Below are 23299 nucleotides of genomic sequence, written 5' to 3'. Positions count from 1 at the left end.
AGACTATTTTAATCATACTATGTAAGTATGTGAGAAATAGTCTTTTTTTTAAAACTTTTTTGTGAAAAATAGAGTCTAATAGGTGAATATAAAATTAAATAATTAGAAGAGGGGATATAATGGAGGAGATAATCTTAGTCAAAAGGGCCATAAAGGGGGACCGAAAGGCATTTGAAGAATTAATACATATATATTCAGATAGATTATATAGAGAAGCTTATATACGATGTAAGTATGAAGATGATGCAAAGGAAATAATTCAAGAAACAATTTATAAAGCTTATAGAAATATAAGCTCACTAAAAGAGCCTAAATATTTTAAAACTTGGATAAGTAGAATTCTTATAAATACTTCTAATGACTATATAAGCAAAATTGGGATGATTGATTTAGAACACGATGAAAGTTCATATATAAAAGAAATAATAGTAGATGATAAAATAGAAACAAAAATAGATTTATATAATGCTATAGATGAATTAGAAGATAAATATAAAGATGCAATAATATTAAGATATATACATGATATGAAAATTGAAGAAGTATCTAAAGTATTAAATAGGTCTATTAATACTATAAAGACCCACCTTAGAAAAGCAATTTTTGATATGAAAAATCTATTAAAGGAGGGATATAGTAATGAGTAAAAACAATAAGATAATAAATGATAAATCAGGCAATGAAATTGAAAATATAAGTTTAGAAGAATTAGATTTAGAAATGAATGAATTTTATATAGATAAAGAAAAAATTAACTCAATTAAAGCACCTAATGATATGAAGATTTGGATAAAGGAATCTATAGATAAAGCTGAGTTAGATATAAAGAAAAGTAAAAATAAAAAAAGATTAGTAGCAAGTGCGGCGAGTATATTTATTATTTTTAGCGTAGGTGTATATAACCCTGCATTAGCTCATAAAATACCTATTTTAGAAATGGCGTTAAGAAATATAAATTCAACTTTGAAAATTGATGAACTAGCATATAGGTTAGGAATAGATAATATAGTTCCCAAAGCTACTTTAGACAAAGATAATAAAATAAAGTTTGTTAAACCTATAAAATATAAAGTAAATAATGTAGATAATATAAGTGAAGATCAAGAAGATGAGATATTAAGTAGTATTAATGATAACTCAGAAAGCCCTAAAAGTGAATATTTAGCAGTTCAGTTTATACATAAAATGTCAAATAGTATAATAAACCCTATAGACAATAAAAAGTATGGAAATATAGAGATAACACCAAAAAGTATAGAACTAGCAATTAGTGGATTAGAATATATTAAAAATAATGAGGCAAGGAATTATTTATATGCAGAACTTAATAAGTGGAAAAAGGGTGAATTTAGAAATGCTGTAGAAGTTCATAACTATGTATGGAATATATTAGATGGACAAGTTGGTAAAGCTATATCTATAAATGAAGAAAGGATAGAAGATATAATTAATAATTACTTTAATAATTAATAAGGGGGAGAACTAAATGAAATTAAAGAGAATTATTTTATTAATAAGCATTATAAGTTTTACGATGATTTTTTTAGTAGGATGTGGCACTAAAGATAAAGTACAAAGCAGTATAAACAATTATGTACAATTACTAAATGAAAAAAAGTATGATGAATTTTATGAAGGATTATCAAAAAAATCTAAAGAATATATTGAAACTGAGTATGGGGGTAAAGAAGGATTTATAAATAAATATACATCAATTTATTCTGCTATGAATGTAAGTAATATTAAAATAGCATTAAAAGAAAGTAAGGAAAATTTACAAGTCCCTATAAGTATTAGCATGGATACATCTGCTGGACAGTTAAAATATGATGATTTAATTATAAAATTAGAAAAAGAAGATAATGAATATAAAATATCTTGGAGTGAGAGTCTTATATTACCTAACATGATTCAAGGAGATAAAATAAGAGTTCAAATATATAACGGAAGTAGAGGAAGAATATTAGATAGAGATGGAAATATACTTGCATATGATGGAGAAGTTAATTATATATATATAAATCCAAAAACTTTTGATAAGAGTAATGTAAGTAATTTAGCTAGTATTTTAGATATTAGCGAAGAATATATACAAAATAAGTTAGATAGTAATTCAAATCCAGACCACCTAATATTTATTGTAAAAGTTTCAAAGTATGATGAAGAAAAGGCAAGTAAAGCACTTGAAATAGAGGGGGTTAATGTACAAGTAGGAATATCAAGAGTCTATGCACAAGGTGAGGCATTTGGTAGTTTACTTGGTTATATTGGAAATATAACAGCTGAAGAATTAGAAAAAAATTCAGATAAAGGTTACACTGCAAGTAGTCAGATAGGTAAAAATGGATTAGAACAAGTATATGAAGAGAAGTTAAGAAGTAAAGATGGAGTACATATTTATATAGAAAGAGGAGAAGAAAAAATTACTGTAGCCAAAACAGATTCTAAAGATGGAGAAGATATACAATTGGCCATAGATTCAAAGCTTCAGCAAGAAATATATAATCAAATGGATAATGAAAAAGGTGCATCTATTGCAATGAATTCTACTACAGGAGAAGTATTAGCTATGGTAAGTTCACCTTCATATGATTCAAATACATTGGTAAGTTACAAAACTAAAACTATAGCTAAAGAGTTGGAAGAAAGCAAAAATGCAGAGTTTGATAATAGAGCAAATAATGCGTACTCTCCAGGGTCTACAATGAAGCTTATAACAGCAGCAATTGGTCTTGAAAATAATGTAATAAATCCAAATGAAAAAATGAGCATAAAAGGATTAACTTGGCAAAATTCTTCTTCTTGGGGAAATTATAAAGTAAGTAGAGTAAAAGATATAGATTCAGTTGGTTTATATGAGGCAACAATATATTCTGATAATATATACTTTGCTGATAAAGCTATCAAGTTAGGACGCGAAAAATTTATATCAGGTGCTAAGAAGTTTGGAATAGGAGCAGATATAAAATTTGAATATCCTATGGCTAAATCACAAATTTCTAATAGTGGAAGTATAGAAGATGAAATACTACTAGCAGATACGGGTTATGGTCAAGGAGAAGTACTTACCACTCCTCTTGAAGTAACTATGGCATATAGTTCATTGGCTAATGGTGGAAAAATAATGGCGCCTAGACTAGTTATAAGTGAAAATAGTGAACCTAATATATATAGTGAAGCTATATCAAAAGATTTTTTAGAAGAATTAAAAAAAGATTTTTCTGGAGTAATAAATGATCCTAATGGAAGTGGATATTTATGTAAAATAGATGGAGTTAATCTAGCAGGGAAGACTGGAACTGCAGAAATAAAATCTAGTAAAGATGATAATAATGGGAATGAAAATAGTTGGTTTGTAGCAGTAGATCTAGATAATTCAAAATTATCAATAGCTATGGTAATGGAAGATATGAAGGATAAATCTACATCTTCATATTTAGTTCCAAAAGTAAAAAATGTAATAAAAAGCTACTTAAATAGATAATTTATTAATTTAAAATTAGTATAGTTGATAGAATATAGAAGAAAATATATTTACGAAAATAAATATATAGGAGAATGAAAATGAAAGATTTAAAAATAATATTATCAACTATACTAGTTATGTTTTTTATAGTTTTAAGTAACTCATATGCACAAGAAAAGAATGATTTAAGTGCAAATAATATGTTTACAATAGAAGTTAAGAGTATAAATGAAGAAAGTGAATTCTTTAAAGCAAATATAAAATATCCATTTTTAAAAATTAAAGAAAATTATAATGATAAAAATACTATCAAAGTAATTAATAAAATTAATGAGGATATAGAAAAATACGTATTAAATTTTAAAGAAGAGATAGAAAAACAGTCTAAAAAATATGAAAATGAATATACAAATGATCTTTCAAAAGATAAAAATCAACAATATGTAAAATATCAGTATGAAGCGTATTCAGAGTACGATGTTACTTATAATAAAAATAATATTATCTCAATACCTTTAACTACATATAATTTCACAGGAGGAGCTCATGGGATAACTTATTTAAAATCATTTAATTACAATTTACTTACTGGAGATAAAATTTTATTAAGTGATATGTTTAAAAAAGATGTAGATTATAAAAAAGTAATTAATGATTATATAAATTCAGAAATAAATAAAAATAAAGAGTTATACTTTACAGGAAAAGAAGGGTTTAATGGGATATCTGATAATCAAGATTTTTATATTGAAGATGATGGAATTGTGATTTATTTCCAAGTTTATGATATAGCACCATATTATGTTGGAATTCCAAAGTTTAAAATTGACAATAATCAATTTAAAAAATACTTAAATATATAAAAAAGACAGATAATAAAATCTGTCTTTTTTTATTTTAGTTATTTTATTGTTCTGTAGCATGTTCACTATCAGAAGGATTTACTGTATCATTATTGTTTGAGTTATCTACATCTTCAGATGGATTTTCAACTGTACCATTTTGAGTTGATGAAGAATCTGGTTGAACATTTTCATAGGTAGTAGAGTTTTGTTCTAATGAATTAACATCACTATCATTAGATTCTTCTGTAGTAGAAGTATTACTATCCACATTATTAGAATCATTATTATCAAACAATCCTGTAAACCAATTCCAAATTTTTGCAAAGAATCCTTCTACTTGTTCACTTGAAGGTAAGTTTATAGCATCCTTATCTGTAGCATCTATAACTGCATTATCTCCAAGTAGAGTATCGTTAGTATTTTCAAGTATACCTAAATCTTTGTTTCCTTCAAATATACCAGACACCCACTGACCGATACCACTAAACCAATTTTTTATAGAGTCGAAAAATCCTGGTTTTATTTCTCCAGCAGCGATTAAACTATCATTTACGTTATCTTTAACGCTATTTAAAGCATTTTTTATGCTATTATAATCATAATCTTGTTGTGCTATTTTAGCCATTAATTCCTCTATTTGTTTTTGTTGTTCACTTGTTAAAGTTATATTATAGTTATTAGTAATATTATTTATAGTCTCAGCTATTTGAACAGTATCACTAGTGTTGTTCTTTATTATTTCTGTTTTTATATCATTAATAATTCCTGTAGCTTTATCTTGACCAGATTCTCCACCTATTTCATCAGCTAAATCACCAGTTATTATTAATTCTTCTGATGCAATTTCCTTTTTATCTTCATCTAAAGGCTCTCCAGTTGCATCTTCAAAAGCCTTCATTATACCTGTCATCATTCCTGTTCTTATCTATATAGATTTATAGAAAATGATTATAGACATAAAAAATACTATTACAACCATTGAATTATCAAATAAGTATAATTCTATAATTAGACAAAATGTTGTAGAATAGGAAAAGTGAGTTATAGAAATACTAATCAAATAATTAATAATTAAAGGAAGGACACTGAAACTATATGATTAGATACAGACCAAAAGAAATATTGACTACAGATTTATCAGGATATAAACCTAAGAAAAAACGTGAGGTTATAATTATAAAGTACGATACGAACAATGAAGATGTTTGGATACCGAGTCAGTTAAGTGATTATTTACATGTATATAAATCTGAAAAAAGTAATAATACGAAATTTAGTATGGGGTATGCAATTTGTGAATTTATAAATTACACATTAGAACAAGTTGAAAAAGGAGAAAATAAAGACTTTGAAATATTGAAAGAAAAAGGATTTTATGGTTTAAATTTTAAACATGTTGCTGAATACATAACGTACATATCAAAATATAATAATTTAAGTTACACAACTGTGAGAAGGAAAGAAAATGTTATTATTGATTTCTTTAAATTTCTTAATCAAAAAAATATATTAACGGATAAGGATGCAACTGTAGAGAGAAAACTTATTCAAATAAAGCGTAACGGACATTCAACAAGAAAAGGAATGTATGTTAGCATACATCCGTTTGATAATAATCCTAAGTATAAAGTTTATAGACCAGCTAAAAATCCTTCAAGCCAAGATGGAGAGAAAAAGAAAGCTCCATTAAAAGATATGAATGAGGAGGTTTGGATGCTAATGCTAGAATTTGCAGAAGAAAGATACCCAGATATAGCATTTGGAGTAGCATTACAATGTATGGGTGGATTAAGATTGGGAGATGTAGTTAATCTAACAATTGATGATGTTAAAGCAGTAAAAGAACAACATGTAATATATTTAAATATTGAAGATAGACAGATTGAGCTATTTGGGAAAAAGAGTTGTAAAAAATCAGAAGTAAAAACGGTTAGAGAAAATCAGCCAGTTTTCAACTTTAATGGAGAGTTGTTTAAGTCAATGGATAAATATATGAATTATCTAAATCGTCAGAAAAGAAATAATAAAAATGCATTATTTATAAATAGTCATGGTAATCCAATGACAGGAAATACTTATGAACAGAGATTTCAAAAACTAAAAGCAGATTTTATAGATTTTTTAGAGTACTCAAAACCTACGGAAGCATATGTACTAAAAGAGCATACGTGGGCGACCCATATAGGTAGGCATATATTTACTAATTTTATTATTAGAAAAGGCTTGACGCAAAACTCGATGGGAGAGCATGACCCTAAAATACTATCGGCATTAAGAGGTGATAAGAGTATAGCATCAGCACTTACATACATAAACCCAGTTGCACTAGTAGAATCAGTTACAGAAATTATTTCTCAAATTAGTAAAGCTTCTAAAGAAAGGGGTTAAATTAATGATAGATAAAATAGATAGAATTAAATATGTAGATAAAAAAGAAGCATGTGAATTATTAGAGCTAACGTATAAACATTACGATAAGCAATCGGCAATAGACAGAATTATAATAACAATTGCAGAAACGTATGAGTTCAAAAGTGTAAAGATAGACAGAAAAAACTTATATTTAAAAGAAGATGTACTAAATCTTATTGAGAAGGTAAATGAATTTTATAATAATCATTATCCTTCTAATATTGCAAATGAAATATGTCCAGAATTAAGATACTCTAAGTTTGAAAAAGTAGCTATACCTAAAGCATACAATCTGATACTAAGAGGTGTTACAAAATCAGAGCCTGGAACTAAAGTAGCATACAAAAAGAATGAAATAGATAATTTTTTAATAGCGAGAAATGAAATATTAGAAAAGATAGAAAAAGGAGAATTAATAAAAAAGAAAGATGCTGAAAAATTTTTAGGAATATCTGAGAGACCTTTCAATAGGTACAGAAAAGAATTAAACCTAGAAGAAATAATATTTAAGCAAACCATGTACTTTAACAAATCAGATTTAATGTACATAAAAGATACAATGGATAAGCCAAAAACCAAGAATACAAAGTGTATAGTTGATGATGAAGAATTTAAAAAATATATAGACAAGCACGAAGCTTGTAAAATGCTAGAAATAACGAATGAACATTACAATGATAGTAATATGAAAACGGCATTAAGAAATGTTGTGGTTGGATTTAATATTAAATGTATAACTAAAAGTAGTAGAAATTTCTATTTAAAAGAAGATATAGAGAAAGCAATACTAGAAACTCAAGAGTTTTTCAAAAAACATTATACAGTAGAAGAAGCAAAAATTATTAGACCTAACTTGTATACTTTAAATATAGAAAGAGTTAAAGTGCCTTCTCATTATAAAGTGATTTTAAGAAGTAGCCTCAATTTTAACTATAATATGATTAATGTATATAGGAAAGAAGATATTGATAAATACAATGAAAACTTAATAGATATTGAAACACATATCAAAAATGGAACATACCTGTCTCATAAAGAAGCTTATGAAATGCTAAATATGACTAGAAATATATTCAACAAAGCTAGAGAAGAATACAAAATTAAGGAAATTAACTATAAAACTTCATTGTATTTTGAGAGAAAAGAAATATTAGCATTACTTAAAGAGCAAGAAACGTTTTATAAAACTTATATAGATAAGAAAGAAATGAAAGAAAAATATTTGAATGAAAATACTTATTATAAATATGGAAAAGGCTTAAAAAAATACAAAGCCCCATTAATCGCTTATACAGAGGATAAATATCGTTCATTACAAACAGCTAATGGTGATTGTCATAAGATATCAGATATAAAAGAACTTGTAAAAAGCTTGGAAAGTATTAAAAGAGAAAATCAATGTAAAGCTTATGAAGAAGGTAAAGGTAGAGATTACATAAATTATAATATTGAAGGTGAAACATATTTTGATACTTTTAATCTTAGATTATATGATAACTGGGATGGATTTAGTGAAAAATCAGTATACACAAAAGAAAAATGGTTTAAATTTATGTCTGACAAAATAGAAACTATGAATGCATCTAAAAAGGTAGCATTAGGTAAAGTGAATCATTATATTAGATGCACTAAAGCATTAGAACTAATGTTAGATTACTTTGATATTAATGAAATATACCAACTAACTACAAATCAGATTAATACTTACTTCAATATAATTGAAACTAATATAATAAGGATTACATTATATGAATTTCTAGGTATAGTTAGTGCGGATTTAAAAACAATGCTAAAGAGTAAAAGAAAAGGATTTAGGTTTGAATTAATACATAGCCCCCATGCAAATGTGAATAAAAAAGAAGAAGCTGAAGTGTATGACTTTGAAGTATACCAAGAAATCTTTAAGTATCTGATAGACACAGATATCCACATAAAGAAGTCTATACATGAGATAAGAATGAAAAATACTGTTAAATATGTATCTACTTGGCTATATGCAATGCTACATTTAAATAATGCTTGGAGACATGGTGATACAACTAGATTTCCTAGATTAAAAATAGAAGACCTACTGGAGTTATATGGAATTGATAGTTTTGAATGGTTTTTAAATAATGAAATTACAATAGATAAAGCAAGAGCCATTATATCAAGAATTATTCAATGGGAAATAATAATTTCTAAAACTCAAATAACAGGCTCATTCTTTTGTTCAGATGAACTAGCTCCAGCAATTGCAACAAGTATTGCAATACTAAGTTTATATCATCGAGACAATCCTGTATCTAGATATGGTGACTCAATTATGGTCTTAGGAAGCAAATATAATGATGTATATCAAAGTCATTTAAATAATTTATTTGAAAACTTAAATAATAGTGAATTTAAGTTTAGTTCAAAGAAGATGAATAAAACTGTAATGACATATATATATTATTTAGCTAATCTATCAGGAGATAACAAATCACTATTATATGCTAAAAAAATTAGAGAACATATGAGTAAAGAGTCAACGCTACATTATATAAATATAGATTTCAAGCATATAGAAAGCTTAAGCAAGCAATTATTTATGAGAGGTGAGTTTGGATACATATCAAACCTGTTATTATCTAGAGTACATGGAGAGCAAATAACTACGCTTGAAAATACAACAGAGCAAATAATGAGATTAAATTATATATTTGGAGATGTTTTTAAAATGCATTCTGCTGTAGGATTCCTTAATACAATCAGAAATGAAAGAGAACTAGTAGTTGCAACTTTAGCAGAAAAGAGCTTAAAAGAATGTCAAGAGATTCTAACTGATTTATTTGCTAAGAAAATGCCATCAAGAGAATTAAATGTGCAGTGCTTGATGTCAAAAGAAGGATGCCAACGACCAAATTTAAAAACATGTTTCGAGTGTCAATACCACATACCATCGATATATGCATTAACAACTTTATGCAAAAGTTTGATGGAAGATATTAATCAATACCATACATCATCAAAGATTAAACAATACAAGTTATCTTTAGCTATAGAAAGAAAACTAGTACTATTAAAAGAAGCTATAGAAACATTTGGATATGATTATGTGTATAGTTGTTTAAATATTGAAGAAGGACAACTTGAAATATTATTGGATGATATCAAAACACCTATAGAGTATATAGATAAATTTTAAACGGAGGAGATATTAATAAATGGATATATTAAAAAATATTGATATTCAACTTATAAAAGAGGAAACAGTTGACCTATCAAATATAAAAGAAACCTTGAAGACTCGACTTGAAAATAGTGGTTTATTGCAATCAGAAAGTACGAAATATACTTCGGATATGACATTTGAAAGTGATGTATGGATTTTAAAAGAAGGTTTAAAACAGGTTTATTGTAATTTAAACATGGAATTTCTTAGCGATATGAAAAGATTTAACCATATGAGTAATGAAGATATTATTATATTTAAGTGTTGGCTAAGTAGAAAAATATTAGATGGAGAATCAATAGGTAAATTAAGAAATGCTTTAACCTCTGTAGAGAGTATAATTAAGTTGACTAATAACTTTAATTTAAGTGATATTGAGAATAATACAGGTAATGCTATAGCTACATTTCTAGTTAAATATAAAGGTAAAACTAAAAAAGATAAAGCTGACGAAATATTAGACTATATATATTACCTTGATGAATTAGATGTAGCAGGAGAAGGACATTACAAAGCTTTAGAAAGTATATTAACACAAAGTTATGATAGAGAAGATAAGGCAAGAAAATTACCATCTGAAAATGATATGCTACTATTTGATTTCTATATTAAATATTTCTACGAAGAAGATAAAAATTTTGATGAAGATATAAAAATGTTTTATATACCTATATTAATTTGGTGGAAATTGACAACAATTATACCGATTAGACCATCAGAACTATGTAGTGAAATGAAAAGGGATTGCTTAATAAAAGAGGATGAAAAATATTATATATCAATTAATCGTGTAAAAGTTGATAAATCTAATAAGGGAGCTGTACGAAAATCTAGAATACCTCTATTAAATAAGATAGAAGTAACAAAAGAAATATATGATTTAATAGATTTCTATATAAGAAAAACAAATGAGTATGGCAAAAGCGATACACTGTTCTCATATAGAGCATTGTGTGCATTTAGAAAAAATATAGCAATTAATAATGCAAAAAAGTACGGATACATAACAATGCCAGAAGTACAAAAAATTGATGAAGACAATTTCTCATTAAATGTTTTAGGACCTCTTTTAGATAGTTTTCATAGACAGATATTATCTAAATCATATGGCATAAATATAAGTGATAATATCGACCCAGGTGACACAAGACATTTAGCATTTACATCACTTTTATTACAAGGTGTATCTCCAATTGAGATTGCTATGCTAGGTGGTCATACTTCATTATCATCACAAGACCACTATCAAGGGCATACTAGACTTTATGTTGATTCTGAGATAATGACTTTTATTAGAAATAAAAAAATAGTACAGGAGGAAGGTTCAAAAAGCTTGAAAGAAAGGATATTTAACATGGATGAAGAATGTAAAAGAGATACTGAATATTGTATACCTACAGAAGATGGAGCTGGATACTGCACCATAGATTTAACTTCAGAAGATATAACTTGTAACGGTGAGAATTGCCTAGAATGTAATCATTGGTGGTGTCCACCTACCAATGAAAGCTTTATTACAGTAGTAAAATATTTAAAAGAAAATGTTATTAGACCTATAGATTTAGCAATAAAGAAAGAATCGATGTTTCTAGAAGAGCTACTAGATAATGTAAAGACTAAGAACGTTAATGGTCTATTAGAATTGGACCAGGATTACGAGAATGAATTACAAACAGTGATTAAAAGATTAAATAGAAATATCTTATTAAATGCAGAAACGAAAAAAAGTTTAATAGACTATAATGATTTCAATAAATATTTAAATATTATGGCTAGTGGAGGAGAAAGATGGCTAGAGCAAAAAGAGAAATAAATGAAATAGAAGTAGAAGAAATTATAAGACTTAAATTAGAAGAATTGGGTGGGGCTAAAAATAAATTAACTAATAACTCAGTATTTCAATTCAATAAAAAAATAGCGAATAACCCAGAGTATAAAAGGAAAGATGGTCAACTATTTAATCTATATGGATATGATTTTTGGGCTGGGAATTATAAAGGTGAAGATTACTATGGAAAAAAGAAGATAAATGAGATAAAGAATGAAACAAATATAAAAGTTGCTGGGGAAACATTTATACCAGAAGTTCAGGATGTAATATTATTAGTAAATCAATATCATGAAAAGCCAGAAGTACTTTCGAGAAAGTTAGTAAGTATATTTACAGCGGATAAGAAGAAATTAGCTAAATTAGAAAAAGAAAACCAAAAGTTAAAAAAAGATGTAAGTAAGTATAAGAAAAATTTAGAAGATTTTCAAGTTGGTTTCGCTTCATTATTCTGTAACTCTCATTACTCTAATAATTCATTAAATGATGTTATATCTATGAAAAGGTCAAATGATGAATTTGTTTATAATGAGCTTAAGGATATGTACAAAGATGAAGATAAAATACTACAATTAGCTAAAATAAGTAATGAAAATGAAGAAGCTAATAATAAATCAATAAATATCGTAAATGAATCTGTATTAGAGTCAAGAAGAAATAGAGCCAGAGGATTAAGTAGAAATCCAAAATAATATAGAATTCTGTATAGTTGAATTTATAGAAATAAGGATAGAGTTATAAAATATAGCTCTATTTTTTTATATAAATATATCTTAAGATTAATTTATATAAAAGAACGATGTAATTAAAAAATTACATTGTGATAATGTAGGAAAATATAAATAGAGTATAAACTCAAGTTATTGTCTTTATTATTCATAAAAATGAAGTATGTATAAGTTACAAATTTAGTCTATACTATGCTAATTATATTGCATTTTATAGTAAATTTGGCTCTCATAGATTAATCTAATTGTAAATTATGGTAATATATAGAAGTGTAAGAAAAGTAGACTTTTAGGAGGTTTAGTTATGGAAAATAATAAACAAATATATATAAATAAGTTATTTAGCATACTAATGAAAATAACTTTTGATAAAGATAATAAAAATAGAATAGTTCAAAATAATCTTGTCATTAAGAATGATACAAGCTTAGTTCATTTAAATAAAATGTCAAATAATTCATTAGAATCAAGGATAGCATCGGTAAACACAGCAACAAGAAATGTTATATTAAATATTGCAAAATCTATGGAGCCTATGAAACAAATTTCCAACATGATTAACAGAACTGTGGAAAAAATAGCAAAAACAATGCAGGCTACAGCCAGTTATTTTTCAAGTTACAAAACAGCACAAAAAATGTTAGGCTTATATTCAAAAAATGTAATAACTAATTTACAGAAATTAAATACTGAAAAAAGATATCAAGATAATATAAAGAAACTACTATATAAAAATGCATTTATAAGATATAAAGATGCAGTAAATATGCTCCATCAAAATAATATATTTCCACCCATAAACTACATAATAGAAAAAGATATTTCTTACTTCGAAGATGGATTTAATATAAAAGAATTTATTATTAGCGAAGAGGTAGTATCTTTTTATTTAAGCAGAATTAGAAAATGGAAGGAGAAGCATAAAAATATTGATGTTATAGAGCTAATAGATGAAATAGAATTTAACCTGCAACATAGAAAAGCTAAGACACTTTCACTTACAATTCCAACATTAATGGAAGCTCTGCTAAAAAGTAGTTCAATTGACTTAACAAAGAAGAATACAAAATCAAATGGAGGATTATATCCAACGATTAAAAAGTTTTTGATAGAAAAGTTATTTGAGCCACTAAATATAATATTCTTACATAAAAAATTTATAAATGAAAATCTATATAACAATACACGAAATGCTAAAAATTTTAGTAGGCATACGGTACATGGTGAGAAACTAGAGCTAGCTAACATGGAAACAGCGATGAATATGATATTTATATATGATTTAATGCAGGAAATAATAATAACAAAAAAGACTCAACAAAAAATAGCTTAATTTAAATTAGAAATAATAGATAGTAATAAAAAAGCGATGTAATTAAAAGATTACATCGCTTTTTATTGATATCTGAAAGAATGATTTATTTCCTCTTTCTAGATAATTATTATAATATTATTACTTTTGATTTATTTCAAATTTTATTGTTGCTTTATAAACATCTTTCTTATGAGCCAATCCACCTTTAAGCATCATATATATGGTATGAGATATATCATTACCAGCAGGCAGAGCATCTAGTAGTTGTAGTTTTGAATTAATGCTATCAAATACATTATATGTTGGCTCTGAACTAGCCTTTATTTTAAATATATTCTTATCTAGAATTGCGGACTTATCAGAGTTTTGAATCTCATGTGGTAAATAAGCATTAACTTCATATGGCAATGAACTACTTACTGTTAATTCAACTGCATTTGTTTTTTCAAAATCATCAACCACATTAAAATCATCAAATGATATAGAATTAGTATTTAAGCTTAGACTTAACATATTTTCAGTCTTTATATAAACATCTACATTACCTGTGGCTGTTTTCTTTTCTAGTATTAAATTATTAAAGTTTGCAATGGTATTTAGCCTTGTTTGTAGTTGGTCTTTCAGAAGAGATTCCTCCATTTGATTTACTTCCTATTTTTTATTTTTATATATTAAAAAAATTATCTGTGAATTATTACTAAATTTAGACTTAACATGTTAAATATTAAATTATTAATAATTTATATATCTAAAAAATACAAAATAAGAATAAAAATATTGATATTTTGCAAAATTTTACAAAATATTTAAATGTGAAGTGTTATTCTATTGATGATAAAAGATATATTTAGGGGAGAATAATAATGAACAGGTCAAAACAAAGATTCTATACATCAATGACGAGTGCTTTTTTAGGGGATGTAGGTAAAAAGATAGAAGGGAACTCCGGATACACTAATTTAATGCATATTAAGAATTTATACTTTGCCCAAGTTATACCATTAATAGACAAAGAAATAGACAGTAAATTTAATGAAAGCAATAAAGAAGAAGCGTACAACAAACTATATACATTCTTTGACAGTTATTTGAATGAGACTGGAACGCCATTCTTTTATAATACACAGATACATAAAAATCTATACGATAAGGTATATAGCGACACAAAGGATGTATCATTATTTTGGAAAACAAGGAAATTATTCTATGTAAAAAGTGAAGCTCTATATACTTCATTAAACTTTGAAATAGATGGGGTTAAGTTTAATTTTGATGCATCTAATATAACTCATCAATCAAATAACGAAAAGAAGAGCTTAGAATTCATATTATCAAATATAATCTGGGAAAATGATAAAAATGAAATAACATTCAAGGTATTTTACAAACAGTCAAATCCACATAAATTACTTGCAGAAAAAATAGATATGAAGTCTGCAAAATTAGATTCTATAAGAAAAGAGATAAGCAAAAAATTACTATCGAATGAAGAATTTTATAACAATACTATTATATTTAATAAAAATAATTTAGACATATCAGCATTTATAAAGAGAGACGGAGCAATCGATGCAGATAAGTTTAAATATTTAGCTAATATATACTCAACAAAAGAAGGACTATTAGATTATTCATTAATTGAAATTGGTATAAATATTACAGAGGAAAATGACTTAGCAAGATTAGAATACTACGCTTCAAAACAATCTATAGATATAAATTTAAAAACTATAAAGAAGGCTATATCAACGTATAAGAAACAAAATGAGATAGACTACTTCGTACATAAGGATTCACAAGGGTTCTTAAGAGAGCAATTTAATTTATATCTGTACAATTATTTATTTAGTGGTGACCACAATTTATGGTCTGAAGAAAGGATAAATGAAATATCTAAGCTGAAAGAAGTAGCCTATAAAATAATAGATTATATTTCAGATTTTGAGGAAGAGTTAAAGCAGATATGGCTAAAGCCTAAATTTGTTAAAAAATCAAATTATGTTTTTACAATAGATAAAATAAGTGAAAATATTGAACTCATACAATTAATATTAGAAAACAAAGGCTTTGAAAGTCAAATAAATGAATGGAAGTTATTGCATAAAGATGAAGAGAATAAAAGAACGTGGAAAGAATTTAAGATAGCTGAAACTTTCAATAAGGATGACCTTCTAATAACTGAAGAGGGGAAAGTAAAAGTAAATAAAAAGTATAAATATTTACCAATAGACACAAAGAATTTCAAAGATATAGAAGGAGAGATATTATCACACTTTAAGAATTTAGATGATATTCTAGATGGTGTATTGATTAAAAGTGATAACTATCAAGCTTTGAGTACAATTATGAACAAATATAGGAATAATATAGAGTTGACGTACATAGACCCTCCATTTAATACAGGAGAAGATTTCCCGTATAAAGATGGGTATCAGGATAGTACATGGCTATCAATTATGAGTGATAGATTGGCTTTAAGTCATGAGTTACTTGGTGATGATGGAAGTATTTACCTTCATCTTGGGGAAGATGCAAGTTATATGGGAAGAATTTTATTAGAAAATATATTTGGGGAAGATTGCTACCAAAATAATATTATTTGGGCTTACACGCTAATAGGTGGAAATGCGAAAAAGTTTGAGCGTAACCATGAATATATAACTTGGTTCTCAAAGACACCAAAAGGATATATTTTTAATAAAGATGAGGTTCGTCAACCTTATAGCGAGAAGTTCCTTAAATCAATTAAGTTAAATGAAGAGGGAAAACTTGTTTACACTAGAGGAGCTGGGAGAGACGGAGAAAAACTAAATAGGAAAAAAGAAACAGAAATAAATCCTCTTGGGAAAGCACCTTCTGATGTATGGGATGATATAAATTATGTAGATGACGAAGAGTTGGTTGAAAGACTACGTCAAATATATGGAGTGAAATCTGATATTTGGCAAGATATAGCATACATGCCACCAACACCAGAACGTATAGGATTTGCAACACAGAAACCCGAAGAATTATTGTATAGAATAATATCAGCATCTTCGAATAAAGGTGGTAGAGTCCTAGACTTCTTCTCTGGTAGTGGAACAACTATCTGCACTGCTCACAAGTTAGAGAGAAAATGGATAGGTATAGAAATGGGAGAACACTTTGATAATGTTGTAGTACCAAGATTAAAGAGAGTCCTTGCAGGTCATGATTCATCTATATCAAAGAAGGTCAAATGGAAAGGTGGAGGTATGTTTAAGTATTATGAATTAGAACAATATGAAGATGTTTTAAAAAACGCAAAATATACTTTCCAAGAAAATATTAATTTATTCTACAATAGCGATAAATTAATAGATGTATTAAAAATTGATGAAAATAAAGAAGTTGCATACCTAGACTTTAAAGAGCTCTACCCAGATATAGATATAGCAGAAACAATATCTAATTTAACAGGCAAAACAATAACTACTATTGATAGTGATAAGGCGGTATTTAATGATGGCTCAACTATTGAATTAAATAATATGAAGTGGGACGAGAATAAAAATCTTAAACCTCTATTCTGGTGGGGGAAATAGTTATGTACAGTTGTTTACTACAAAAATATATTGATACAGTTGCCGATGGAAATATAGATATTACGAATTTAATGCTTGATTTAAAGAGTTTTAATAGTGAAGAGGATATAAATCTCTATGAGTATCAAATAGAGGCTCTAGAAAACACGTGCAAGCTTTTGATACAATATTTTAAAATAGATAAAGAAGAAATATTAGATTATTACTATTCTAATTTAGAAGATGAAGCTAGAAAAAAATTAAATATAGAATTGGAAAATAAAGAAGCAGATATTCTTAGGAGCTATTTTGATGTAATCGAAAATAAGATATCATTCTTACAGTTTACAAATAGAGCCAGCTACTGGATGGCTACAGGCTCAGGAAAAACATTAATCATTGTAAAGCTTATAGAAATATTATATAAGTTAATGAAAAGTAATGAATTACCAAGTAAGAAAATACTAATAGTTGCACCTGATATAAAATTAGTAGAACAGATAAAAAGCCATATAGATATATTTAATAGCGATAGACAAAGGGATTGCAATATTTACCTGAAAGATTTGAAGTCTTATGAAAACATGGAGTTCTCTGCAATAAATCCATTAGCTCCCAACTCTATAACTATATATTATACATTGAGTCATCATATTTCTAATCAAAATAAAGATTTATTACTAGATTACAAATCTTATATTGAAAAAGATGGATGGTACATAATACTTGATGAGGCTCACAAAGGAGATGCTCAAGAAAGTACAAGGAAGCAATATCTAAATATACTTGCACGTAATGGTTTTTTATTTAACTTTTCAGCTACTTTTACAGACCCGATAGATATAATTACAACAATATTTGACTTCAAGCTAGATGAATTTATAAAAAGTGGATATGGTAAAAATATAAAAGTTCTAGATGAAGAGTTTAGAAACTTTAAAGATAAAAATAAAAGAGATGAAGAATTTAAGATAGTTGAAAAAGAAGATATATTAATAAAATCATTTATTGTTTATACCGCATTTAAAAAAGCTAGTAAATATCTAAATGATTATTCTAACAAGTATTCATTGGACCTTATATATCACAATCCACTTATGATAACTATATCAAAAGAAATAAAAACAGACGATGCAGATATGAAGTTGTATTTTAAGTGCTTAGCAGATATAGCTAAAGGCGTGGATAAAAATGTATTAGATAATCTAAAAGAGGAAGTTGTAAACAAGTTAAAATCTAATCAGATATATTCTATAGGAGAAGAGGTAGTGGATGATGAATTAATAGCTATCATACAATCTGTTACATATGAAGATATATTATTAAATGTATTTAATTCAAAAAGTCCGGGAGAAATCGAAGTTAGTGAAATTGGGAAACAGAGTGATGAACTTACATTTAGACTAAAGACATCTGATGTATCTACTCCATTTGCTTTAATAAAAGCATCCAAAGTAGCTGTGTCATGGAAGAAGAATGTACTAAATGGATATAATTTTACTGAAGACATAGTTGCAGATGAAAAAGGTAGATTTGAAGACATTAGGCATAACATGAATGAAATAAATATCCTGATGGGGTCAAAACAATTCGTTGAAGGATGGGACAGTAACAGACCTAATGTTATAAATTTTATAAATATGGGTGTATCCGATGAAAATACAAAACTAGTCTTACAGGCTATAGGAAGAGGCGTAAGAATAGAACCATATAAAAATAATAGAAAAAGGCTAAAGAAGTCTGAATATTTAAGTAAAATAAAAGCCTCTCATAGAGAAGAAATTCTCCCACTAGCAAATATCATGGAATCGCTATTTGTATTTGCAACAAATAAAGAAATAATAAAAAATATACTTAAAAATCTAGAAAAAGATGATTGGAGAAATATTAAAGGCGTAAAGAAGACTGTAATTAAAAAAGATATACTAGTACCTGTATATAAAGATGTAGAGACAAATAATGTACCATATAAAGTATCTAAATCAGATTATAATACAGTTGAGTCATATATTGATAATTCGTCAAAGGCGTTGCTACTTGTAAGGGATTCATTAAATCTAAAGACTATAAATAAAATAAAGAATAAAGATAATATTATAGTAAAGGATGATATAAAATCAAAAGATATAGAGCCATTAAAAATAATTAACACTATTGAACATCATTTTGCACAAAAAGGTAAAGAATTAGTAGATTTTATTAAAGATGAAAAAATCAGCATAACACATTATAAAAGCATTAAAGGAAACCTAAAAGATGTATCTAGCGAAGAGCTTTTATGCTTGGAAAAAGGTATAAAACATATACTTAATCCAAGTAAAAAAGATTATAGTCAGAGCCAAATAGAAGTTATAGAGCTAGTTAAATCTGTTGGTGAAGACAAAGTAAAGAATAATGAAACATTAATAAACCTGTTAACGCAAAATGGATTAAGCCTAGATGATATACTTAATTCTAAAATAGCGGAAACTCTTAATTCTGAGTATAATATAAAACTTAAGAATATAGCGTCTCACTATTATAATCCAATAGTTCTATCAAAGAATAACTACAAATATAAACATATTATAAAAAATGAAAGTGAGATAGAGTTTCTTGAAGTGTTAGAAAAATATATTCAAAATAATCAAGTTGATTGTGATTGGTGGTACTTTTCAAAAATAGATGAGTCTCAAGATGATATATACATACCATACTATGACAATCAATCACAAAAGTATAGAAAGTTTTATCCAGACTTTGTATTTTGGATAAAAAAGGATGATATGTATCATATCAAATTTGTGGACCCTAAGGGTTTAACTAGAGAAGAAAATCCAATGGATAAGGTTAGAGGCTTTAATGAAATCTTTAATCAAGAAATATATTCTATAGGAGATTTAGATATTCAAGTTGAACTTCTATACTACAATGGAGATGACAAAGAGCATCAAGAACTTAATGAACATAAATTCTATAAGGATAGTTTATATAAGTTATTTGAAATAAAGGGGCTAGCACTAGCGTAATAGTTTAAGTATTAGAAAAATAAAGGAGCGTTCGTTTTAAATAAACATGAATGCTCCTTTAATTTTCCTATTGTTATCGATGTAATTAAAAAATTACATTGCTATTTATCTTGATATCTTATTTTCATTATATGTAATCGATTAAATTCTTCTGCCAAGGTCTTATTAAAAGCAGATACAAATTTATAAAATAATAATCCAATCTTACGCTCAAACTTGGTATTAAAATTATTTATATAAATAAGAACTAAAAATTCTTCTAATGTAAATTTTTTATTTCTAAAGTCTATTCTTCTAATAGTATATATCAAATCATCTATAAGCTCTAAATCATCGTATTTATCATCACTTCTCATATATTTATACATCTCATCAATTTGTTTAATTTTAGACTCAGTATCTTGCTTGAATTTTTTAGAAACTCTAATATCATTAGCATGAAGTATATCGCCACAAGAAATAACATCTTCTATAGTGAAGTATTTACTGTTAAATAAATTCATACTATCTTTATCTCTAAATAATAAGGTGTAATATAATTCAAAAAATACTTCATCGTAAATATTTGCAAATCTTAGATAAAACTCAACTAAATTATTTAAATAACGCTCCTTGAAAGCTTCTATACGCATATCACCTGAATATGTAGCAAATAGTATTAATTTTGAATTAGGGTTGTTTAAAATAGCGTTTATTGCAGAATAAGGTACATTGCTACATATAGATATAAGCTCTTTATCGAACTTTTTCCAATTATCCATTATATCAAGCATTTGAGAACTGGATATTTTATCACTACCTTTAGACTCTAGATTAAATAGCTTAAGTAATCCATCAGTATCAGTCTTTGAGATACCTGAGTTCTTATATTCAATAATTTTATACTCAGAAACACCTAACATCTTTTTATCTATAGATATATAATTAAAAGCGATAAGTTTCGAAATTGATTTACTAACATTCATTCTGCTTAATGATAGTTCTTTAGCTATTTGCTCTTGTGTATATTTTAAATTGTTAAAGTTTAATAAGAATATATAAACTTTCATATCACCAGCAGATAACCTTCTATCTAACATTAATTTATTTATTAAGTCTATTTTATCATAATCAGAAATAGAGCCTCCTATTGTTTTATTATGATGCTCTACATTCTTAGTGTTATTTTCTTTAAACATATCATAAAAGATTAACATAATTATTGTCCTTTCTGTATCGATGTAATTTAAATATTACATTGATTTTATTATATAAAAACAAAATATTCAAGAGCTAAAGAGTTCAATAATATTAATACTTAATTTATTTAAATATGGTTATATATTACGTTTGATTAAAATTGTATAAAATTACCCAAAATTATGTAGAATATGCTAAAATCATATATAGTTAATAGAACCAAAATATTAATTGAAACAATAGAAAGATACAAATGAATATTAAACTAAGCTTTAATGAATATAAATTTGAAATTTAATTCTATAAAAGGGGATATATTTAAAATGAGATTAAATCAAAAACATATAGATGTAGCAACTATTTTAGTAGATGCAATAAATAAAGGAGAACCAATTTATTACGAGTATTTAAGACAAAAAGTAAATTTAGGTATGATGGAGCTGTGGGGGTACTTAGGCGATTTATCTATTTAAAGTTTCAATCATAATATACCACTTATTTCAGCGGTGGTAATAAGCCAAGAACATCAAATATCAGGTAACGATTTCTATAAAAGTATTTATTATCCATGTAGAAATATAAACGCAAAAACTACAGACGAAAAATTAGAAGTATACATAAGTGAATTTAAATTAATACAAGAATATAGAAATTGGAATAAGTTATTAGAACTACTAAATAGAGAGGTACACCCAAAGGTAAATAGATTGAAGAAAAAAACTTTTAAAAGAATGAATATAGTAACAACTACATCACTACCACCGTTAGAAAAAACTAAAGATATTGATGTTGAAACCATTTACGAAGAAGGAAAGAAAAAGTTAGAAACCCATATTACAAAAGAAAGAAACTTAAAGTTAATACCTCATGCAAAAGAACAGTTTAAAGAGAAAAATGGTCATTTGTTCTGTGAGTTATGTGGATTTGACTTTGAAGATTTTTATGGAGAGATAGGAAAAGACTTTATAGAGGGACATCATATAAAACCTATATCAGATATGGAAAAAATACATTTTAGCACGACAAAAGATATAATGATGTTATGCTCTAATTGCCATGAGATGGTTCATAGAGGTATTAGAAACAATATAAGTTTTGATGATATAAAAAGTTACATAAAAATAAAACAATAAAAGAAAGGAATTAGTTATCAAGGTTGAGTATGCAAAGAAATGTTTTATGTGTGAGTTTGGATTTGACAATGATGAATACCATGAAAAATATAATCCAGTGCATCCAGACGTATTAGAAATTATATGTAATGGAAGCGAGGAGCATTGGGGTAAAAAGGTAAATCATGATTTTTATTGTAATTGCTGGGAACCGAGCTTTAAAGAGTTTAGCAGATGCTCAAAAGGTTTAGAATATAATGAATTTTATAAGGATAAGATAAAATTGTTGCCTAAATAAACCTCATTATTCAAATAAGTAGTATTTTTGAAAAGTAAGATGGAAATAATAAACTATAAAGAAGTATGTATGACAATATAGCTATTACATACTTTAAATTAAGAATCAAGAATTTAAAATGGTACTTAATATGGAGAGGATATTATGTATAGGGACAATTTTAATAAGTGTGAGAATTGTAATAAAAAAGATATTTGTCTAAGAGAATGTATCTTTGATAGAGAGTTATTAGATAGTTCATATGTAAATTATTATGCAGAACAAATAGGATTAAATGATAATTATCATAGAGAAGGAATAATGATTGAAATCAGTATGTTTGGTAAATATGAATAAAGAGAGGTGAGCTTTAGTTAAAGCTGACCTC

18 protein-coding genes are annotated in these 23299 nt (G+C 26.5%); 15 read left to right on the top strand and 3 right to left on the bottom strand.

Annotated elements, in window-relative coordinates; translation table 11 throughout:
• Positions 1 to 119: 119 nt before the first annotated feature.
• The 4 genes from I2A66_RS07805 to I2A66_RS07790 all read left to right on the top strand — a co-directional run bounded on the left by I2A66_RS07805 (position 120) and on the right by I2A66_RS07790 (position 4329).
• Entirely contained in the window at positions 120 to 647 is a 528-nt protein-coding gene (locus I2A66_RS07805; RefSeq protein ID WP_195251382.1) for a sigma-70 family RNA polymerase sigma factor, read from the top strand.
• On the top strand, positions 640 to 1470 hold the full coding sequence (locus I2A66_RS07800; protein WP_122638854.1) for a DUF6241 domain-containing protein: 831 nt from the start codon (positions 640 to 642) through the stop codon (positions 1468 to 1470). Before I2A66_RS07805 ends, I2A66_RS07800 begins: the two co-directional genes overlap by 8 nt.
• Before the next feature lie 16 nt (positions 1471 to 1486).
• A complete protein-coding gene (locus tag I2A66_RS07795) occupies positions 1487 to 3484 on the top strand; it encodes a penicillin-binding transpeptidase domain-containing protein (protein ID WP_147515950.1) in 1998 nt (665 codons plus the stop codon).
• 80 nt (positions 3485 to 3564) lie between these two features.
• A complete protein-coding gene (locus I2A66_RS07790) occupies positions 3565 to 4329 on the top strand; it encodes a DUF3298 and DUF4163 domain-containing protein (RefSeq protein ID WP_195251381.1) in 765 nt (254 codons plus the stop codon).
• A gap of 43 nt (positions 4330 to 4372) precedes the next feature.
• On the opposite strand, the gene I2A66_RS07785 is transcribed toward I2A66_RS07790, so the two are convergent.
• Positions 4373 to 5221 carry a DUF1002 domain-containing protein gene (locus I2A66_RS07785; RefSeq protein WP_279309968.1) on the bottom strand — a complete coding sequence of 283 codons (849 nt, stop codon included), beginning with the start codon at positions 5219 to 5221 and terminating at the stop codon, positions 4373 to 4375.
• A gap of 185 nt (positions 5222 to 5406) precedes the next feature.
• On the opposite strand from I2A66_RS07785, the gene I2A66_RS07780 reads away from it, so the two are divergent.
• The 5 genes from I2A66_RS07780 to I2A66_RS07760 all read left to right on the top strand — a co-directional run bounded on the left by I2A66_RS07780 (position 5407) and on the right by I2A66_RS07760 (position 13808).
• Positions 5407 to 6699 (top strand): tyrosine-type recombinase/integrase, encoded by a 1293-nt coding sequence (locus I2A66_RS07780; protein WP_195251379.1) that lies wholly within the window; start codon positions 5407 to 5409, stop codon positions 6697 to 6699.
• 4 nt (positions 6700 to 6703) lie between these two features.
• Positions 6704 to 9892 (top strand): hypothetical protein, encoded by a 3189-nt coding sequence (locus tag I2A66_RS07775; protein ID WP_195251378.1) that lies wholly within the window; start codon positions 6704 to 6706, stop codon positions 9890 to 9892.
• Between the two features lie 19 nt (positions 9893 to 9911).
• The gene (locus I2A66_RS07770; protein WP_195251377.1) at positions 9912 to 11732 is read left to right on the top strand and encodes a site-specific integrase; all 1821 of its coding nucleotides are present in this window, start codon (positions 9912 to 9914) and stop codon (positions 11730 to 11732) included.
• Positions 11708 to 12439, top strand: a complete 732-nt coding sequence (locus tag I2A66_RS07765) for a hypothetical protein (RefSeq protein ID WP_195251376.1) — start codon at positions 11708 to 11710, stop codon at positions 12437 to 12439. Before I2A66_RS07770 ends, I2A66_RS07765 begins: the two co-directional genes overlap by 25 nt.
• A gap of 340 nt (positions 12440 to 12779) precedes the next feature.
• Complete coding sequence (locus I2A66_RS07760) at positions 12780 to 13808, top strand: hypothetical protein (RefSeq protein WP_195251374.1); 1029 nt, start codon at positions 12780 to 12782, stop codon at positions 13806 to 13808.
• Between the two features lie 120 nt (positions 13809 to 13928).
• Here I2A66_RS07760 and I2A66_RS07755 read toward each other — a convergent pair whose 3' ends face one another.
• Entirely contained in the window at positions 13929 to 14429 is a 501-nt protein-coding gene (locus I2A66_RS07755; RefSeq protein ID WP_195251372.1) for a hypothetical protein, read from the bottom strand.
• A gap of 224 nt (positions 14430 to 14653) precedes the next feature.
• Here I2A66_RS07755 and I2A66_RS07750 point away from each other — a divergent pair, with 224 nt between their 5' ends.
• Together I2A66_RS07750 and I2A66_RS07745 are read left to right on the top strand one after the other, a co-directional pair.
• Positions 14654 to 17356: a DNA methyltransferase gene (locus I2A66_RS07750; RefSeq protein WP_195251370.1), complete on the top strand. Its 2703-nt coding sequence runs from the start codon at positions 14654 to 14656 to the stop codon at positions 17354 to 17356.
• 2 nt (positions 17357 to 17358) lie between these two features.
• Positions 17359 to 20343: a DEAD/DEAH box helicase family protein gene (locus tag I2A66_RS07745; protein ID WP_195251368.1), complete on the top strand. Its 2985-nt coding sequence runs from the start codon at positions 17359 to 17361 to the stop codon at positions 20341 to 20343.
• A 101-nt stretch (positions 20344 to 20444) separates the two neighbouring features.
• Here the strand turns inward: I2A66_RS07745 and I2A66_RS07740 are convergent, their stop codons facing one another.
• Positions 20445 to 21521, bottom strand: a complete 1077-nt coding sequence (locus tag I2A66_RS07740) for a helix-turn-helix domain-containing protein (protein ID WP_207734752.1) — start codon at positions 21519 to 21521, stop codon at positions 20445 to 20447.
• 324 nt (positions 21522 to 21845) lie between these two features.
• Here I2A66_RS07740 and I2A66_RS07735 point away from each other — a divergent pair, with 324 nt between their 5' ends.
• The 4 genes from I2A66_RS07735 (at position 21846) to I2A66_RS07720 (ending at position 23268) form a co-directional block, all read left to right on the top strand.
• Positions 21846 to 21995 carry a hypothetical protein gene (locus tag I2A66_RS07735; RefSeq protein ID WP_195251364.1) on the top strand — a complete coding sequence of 50 codons (150 nt, stop codon included), beginning with the start codon at positions 21846 to 21848 and terminating at the stop codon, positions 21993 to 21995.
• A gap of 33 nt (positions 21996 to 22028) precedes the next feature.
• Positions 22029 to 22655, top strand: coding sequence for an HNH endonuclease (locus tag I2A66_RS17625; protein ID WP_195251362.1), 627 nt, complete (start codon positions 22029 to 22031; stop codon positions 22653 to 22655).
• 46 nt (positions 22656 to 22701) lie between these two features.
• Positions 22702 to 22932, top strand: a complete 231-nt coding sequence (locus tag I2A66_RS07725) for a hypothetical protein (protein ID WP_195251360.1) — start codon at positions 22702 to 22704, stop codon at positions 22930 to 22932.
• Positions 22933 to 23076: 144 nt separating this feature from the next.
• A complete protein-coding gene (locus I2A66_RS07720) occupies positions 23077 to 23268 on the top strand; it encodes a hypothetical protein (RefSeq protein WP_195251359.1) in 192 nt (63 codons plus the stop codon).
• The last annotated feature ends 31 nt before the right edge of the window (positions 23269 to 23299 follow it).

The organism is Romboutsia sp. 1001713B170207_170306_H8, from assembly GCF_015550495.1.
GTDB lineage: Bacteria > Bacillota > Clostridia > Peptostreptococcales > Peptostreptococcaceae > Romboutsia_E.
Note: the sequence above shows the minus strand (reverse complement) of the source record. Positions and strands in the feature narration are given on the sequence as shown.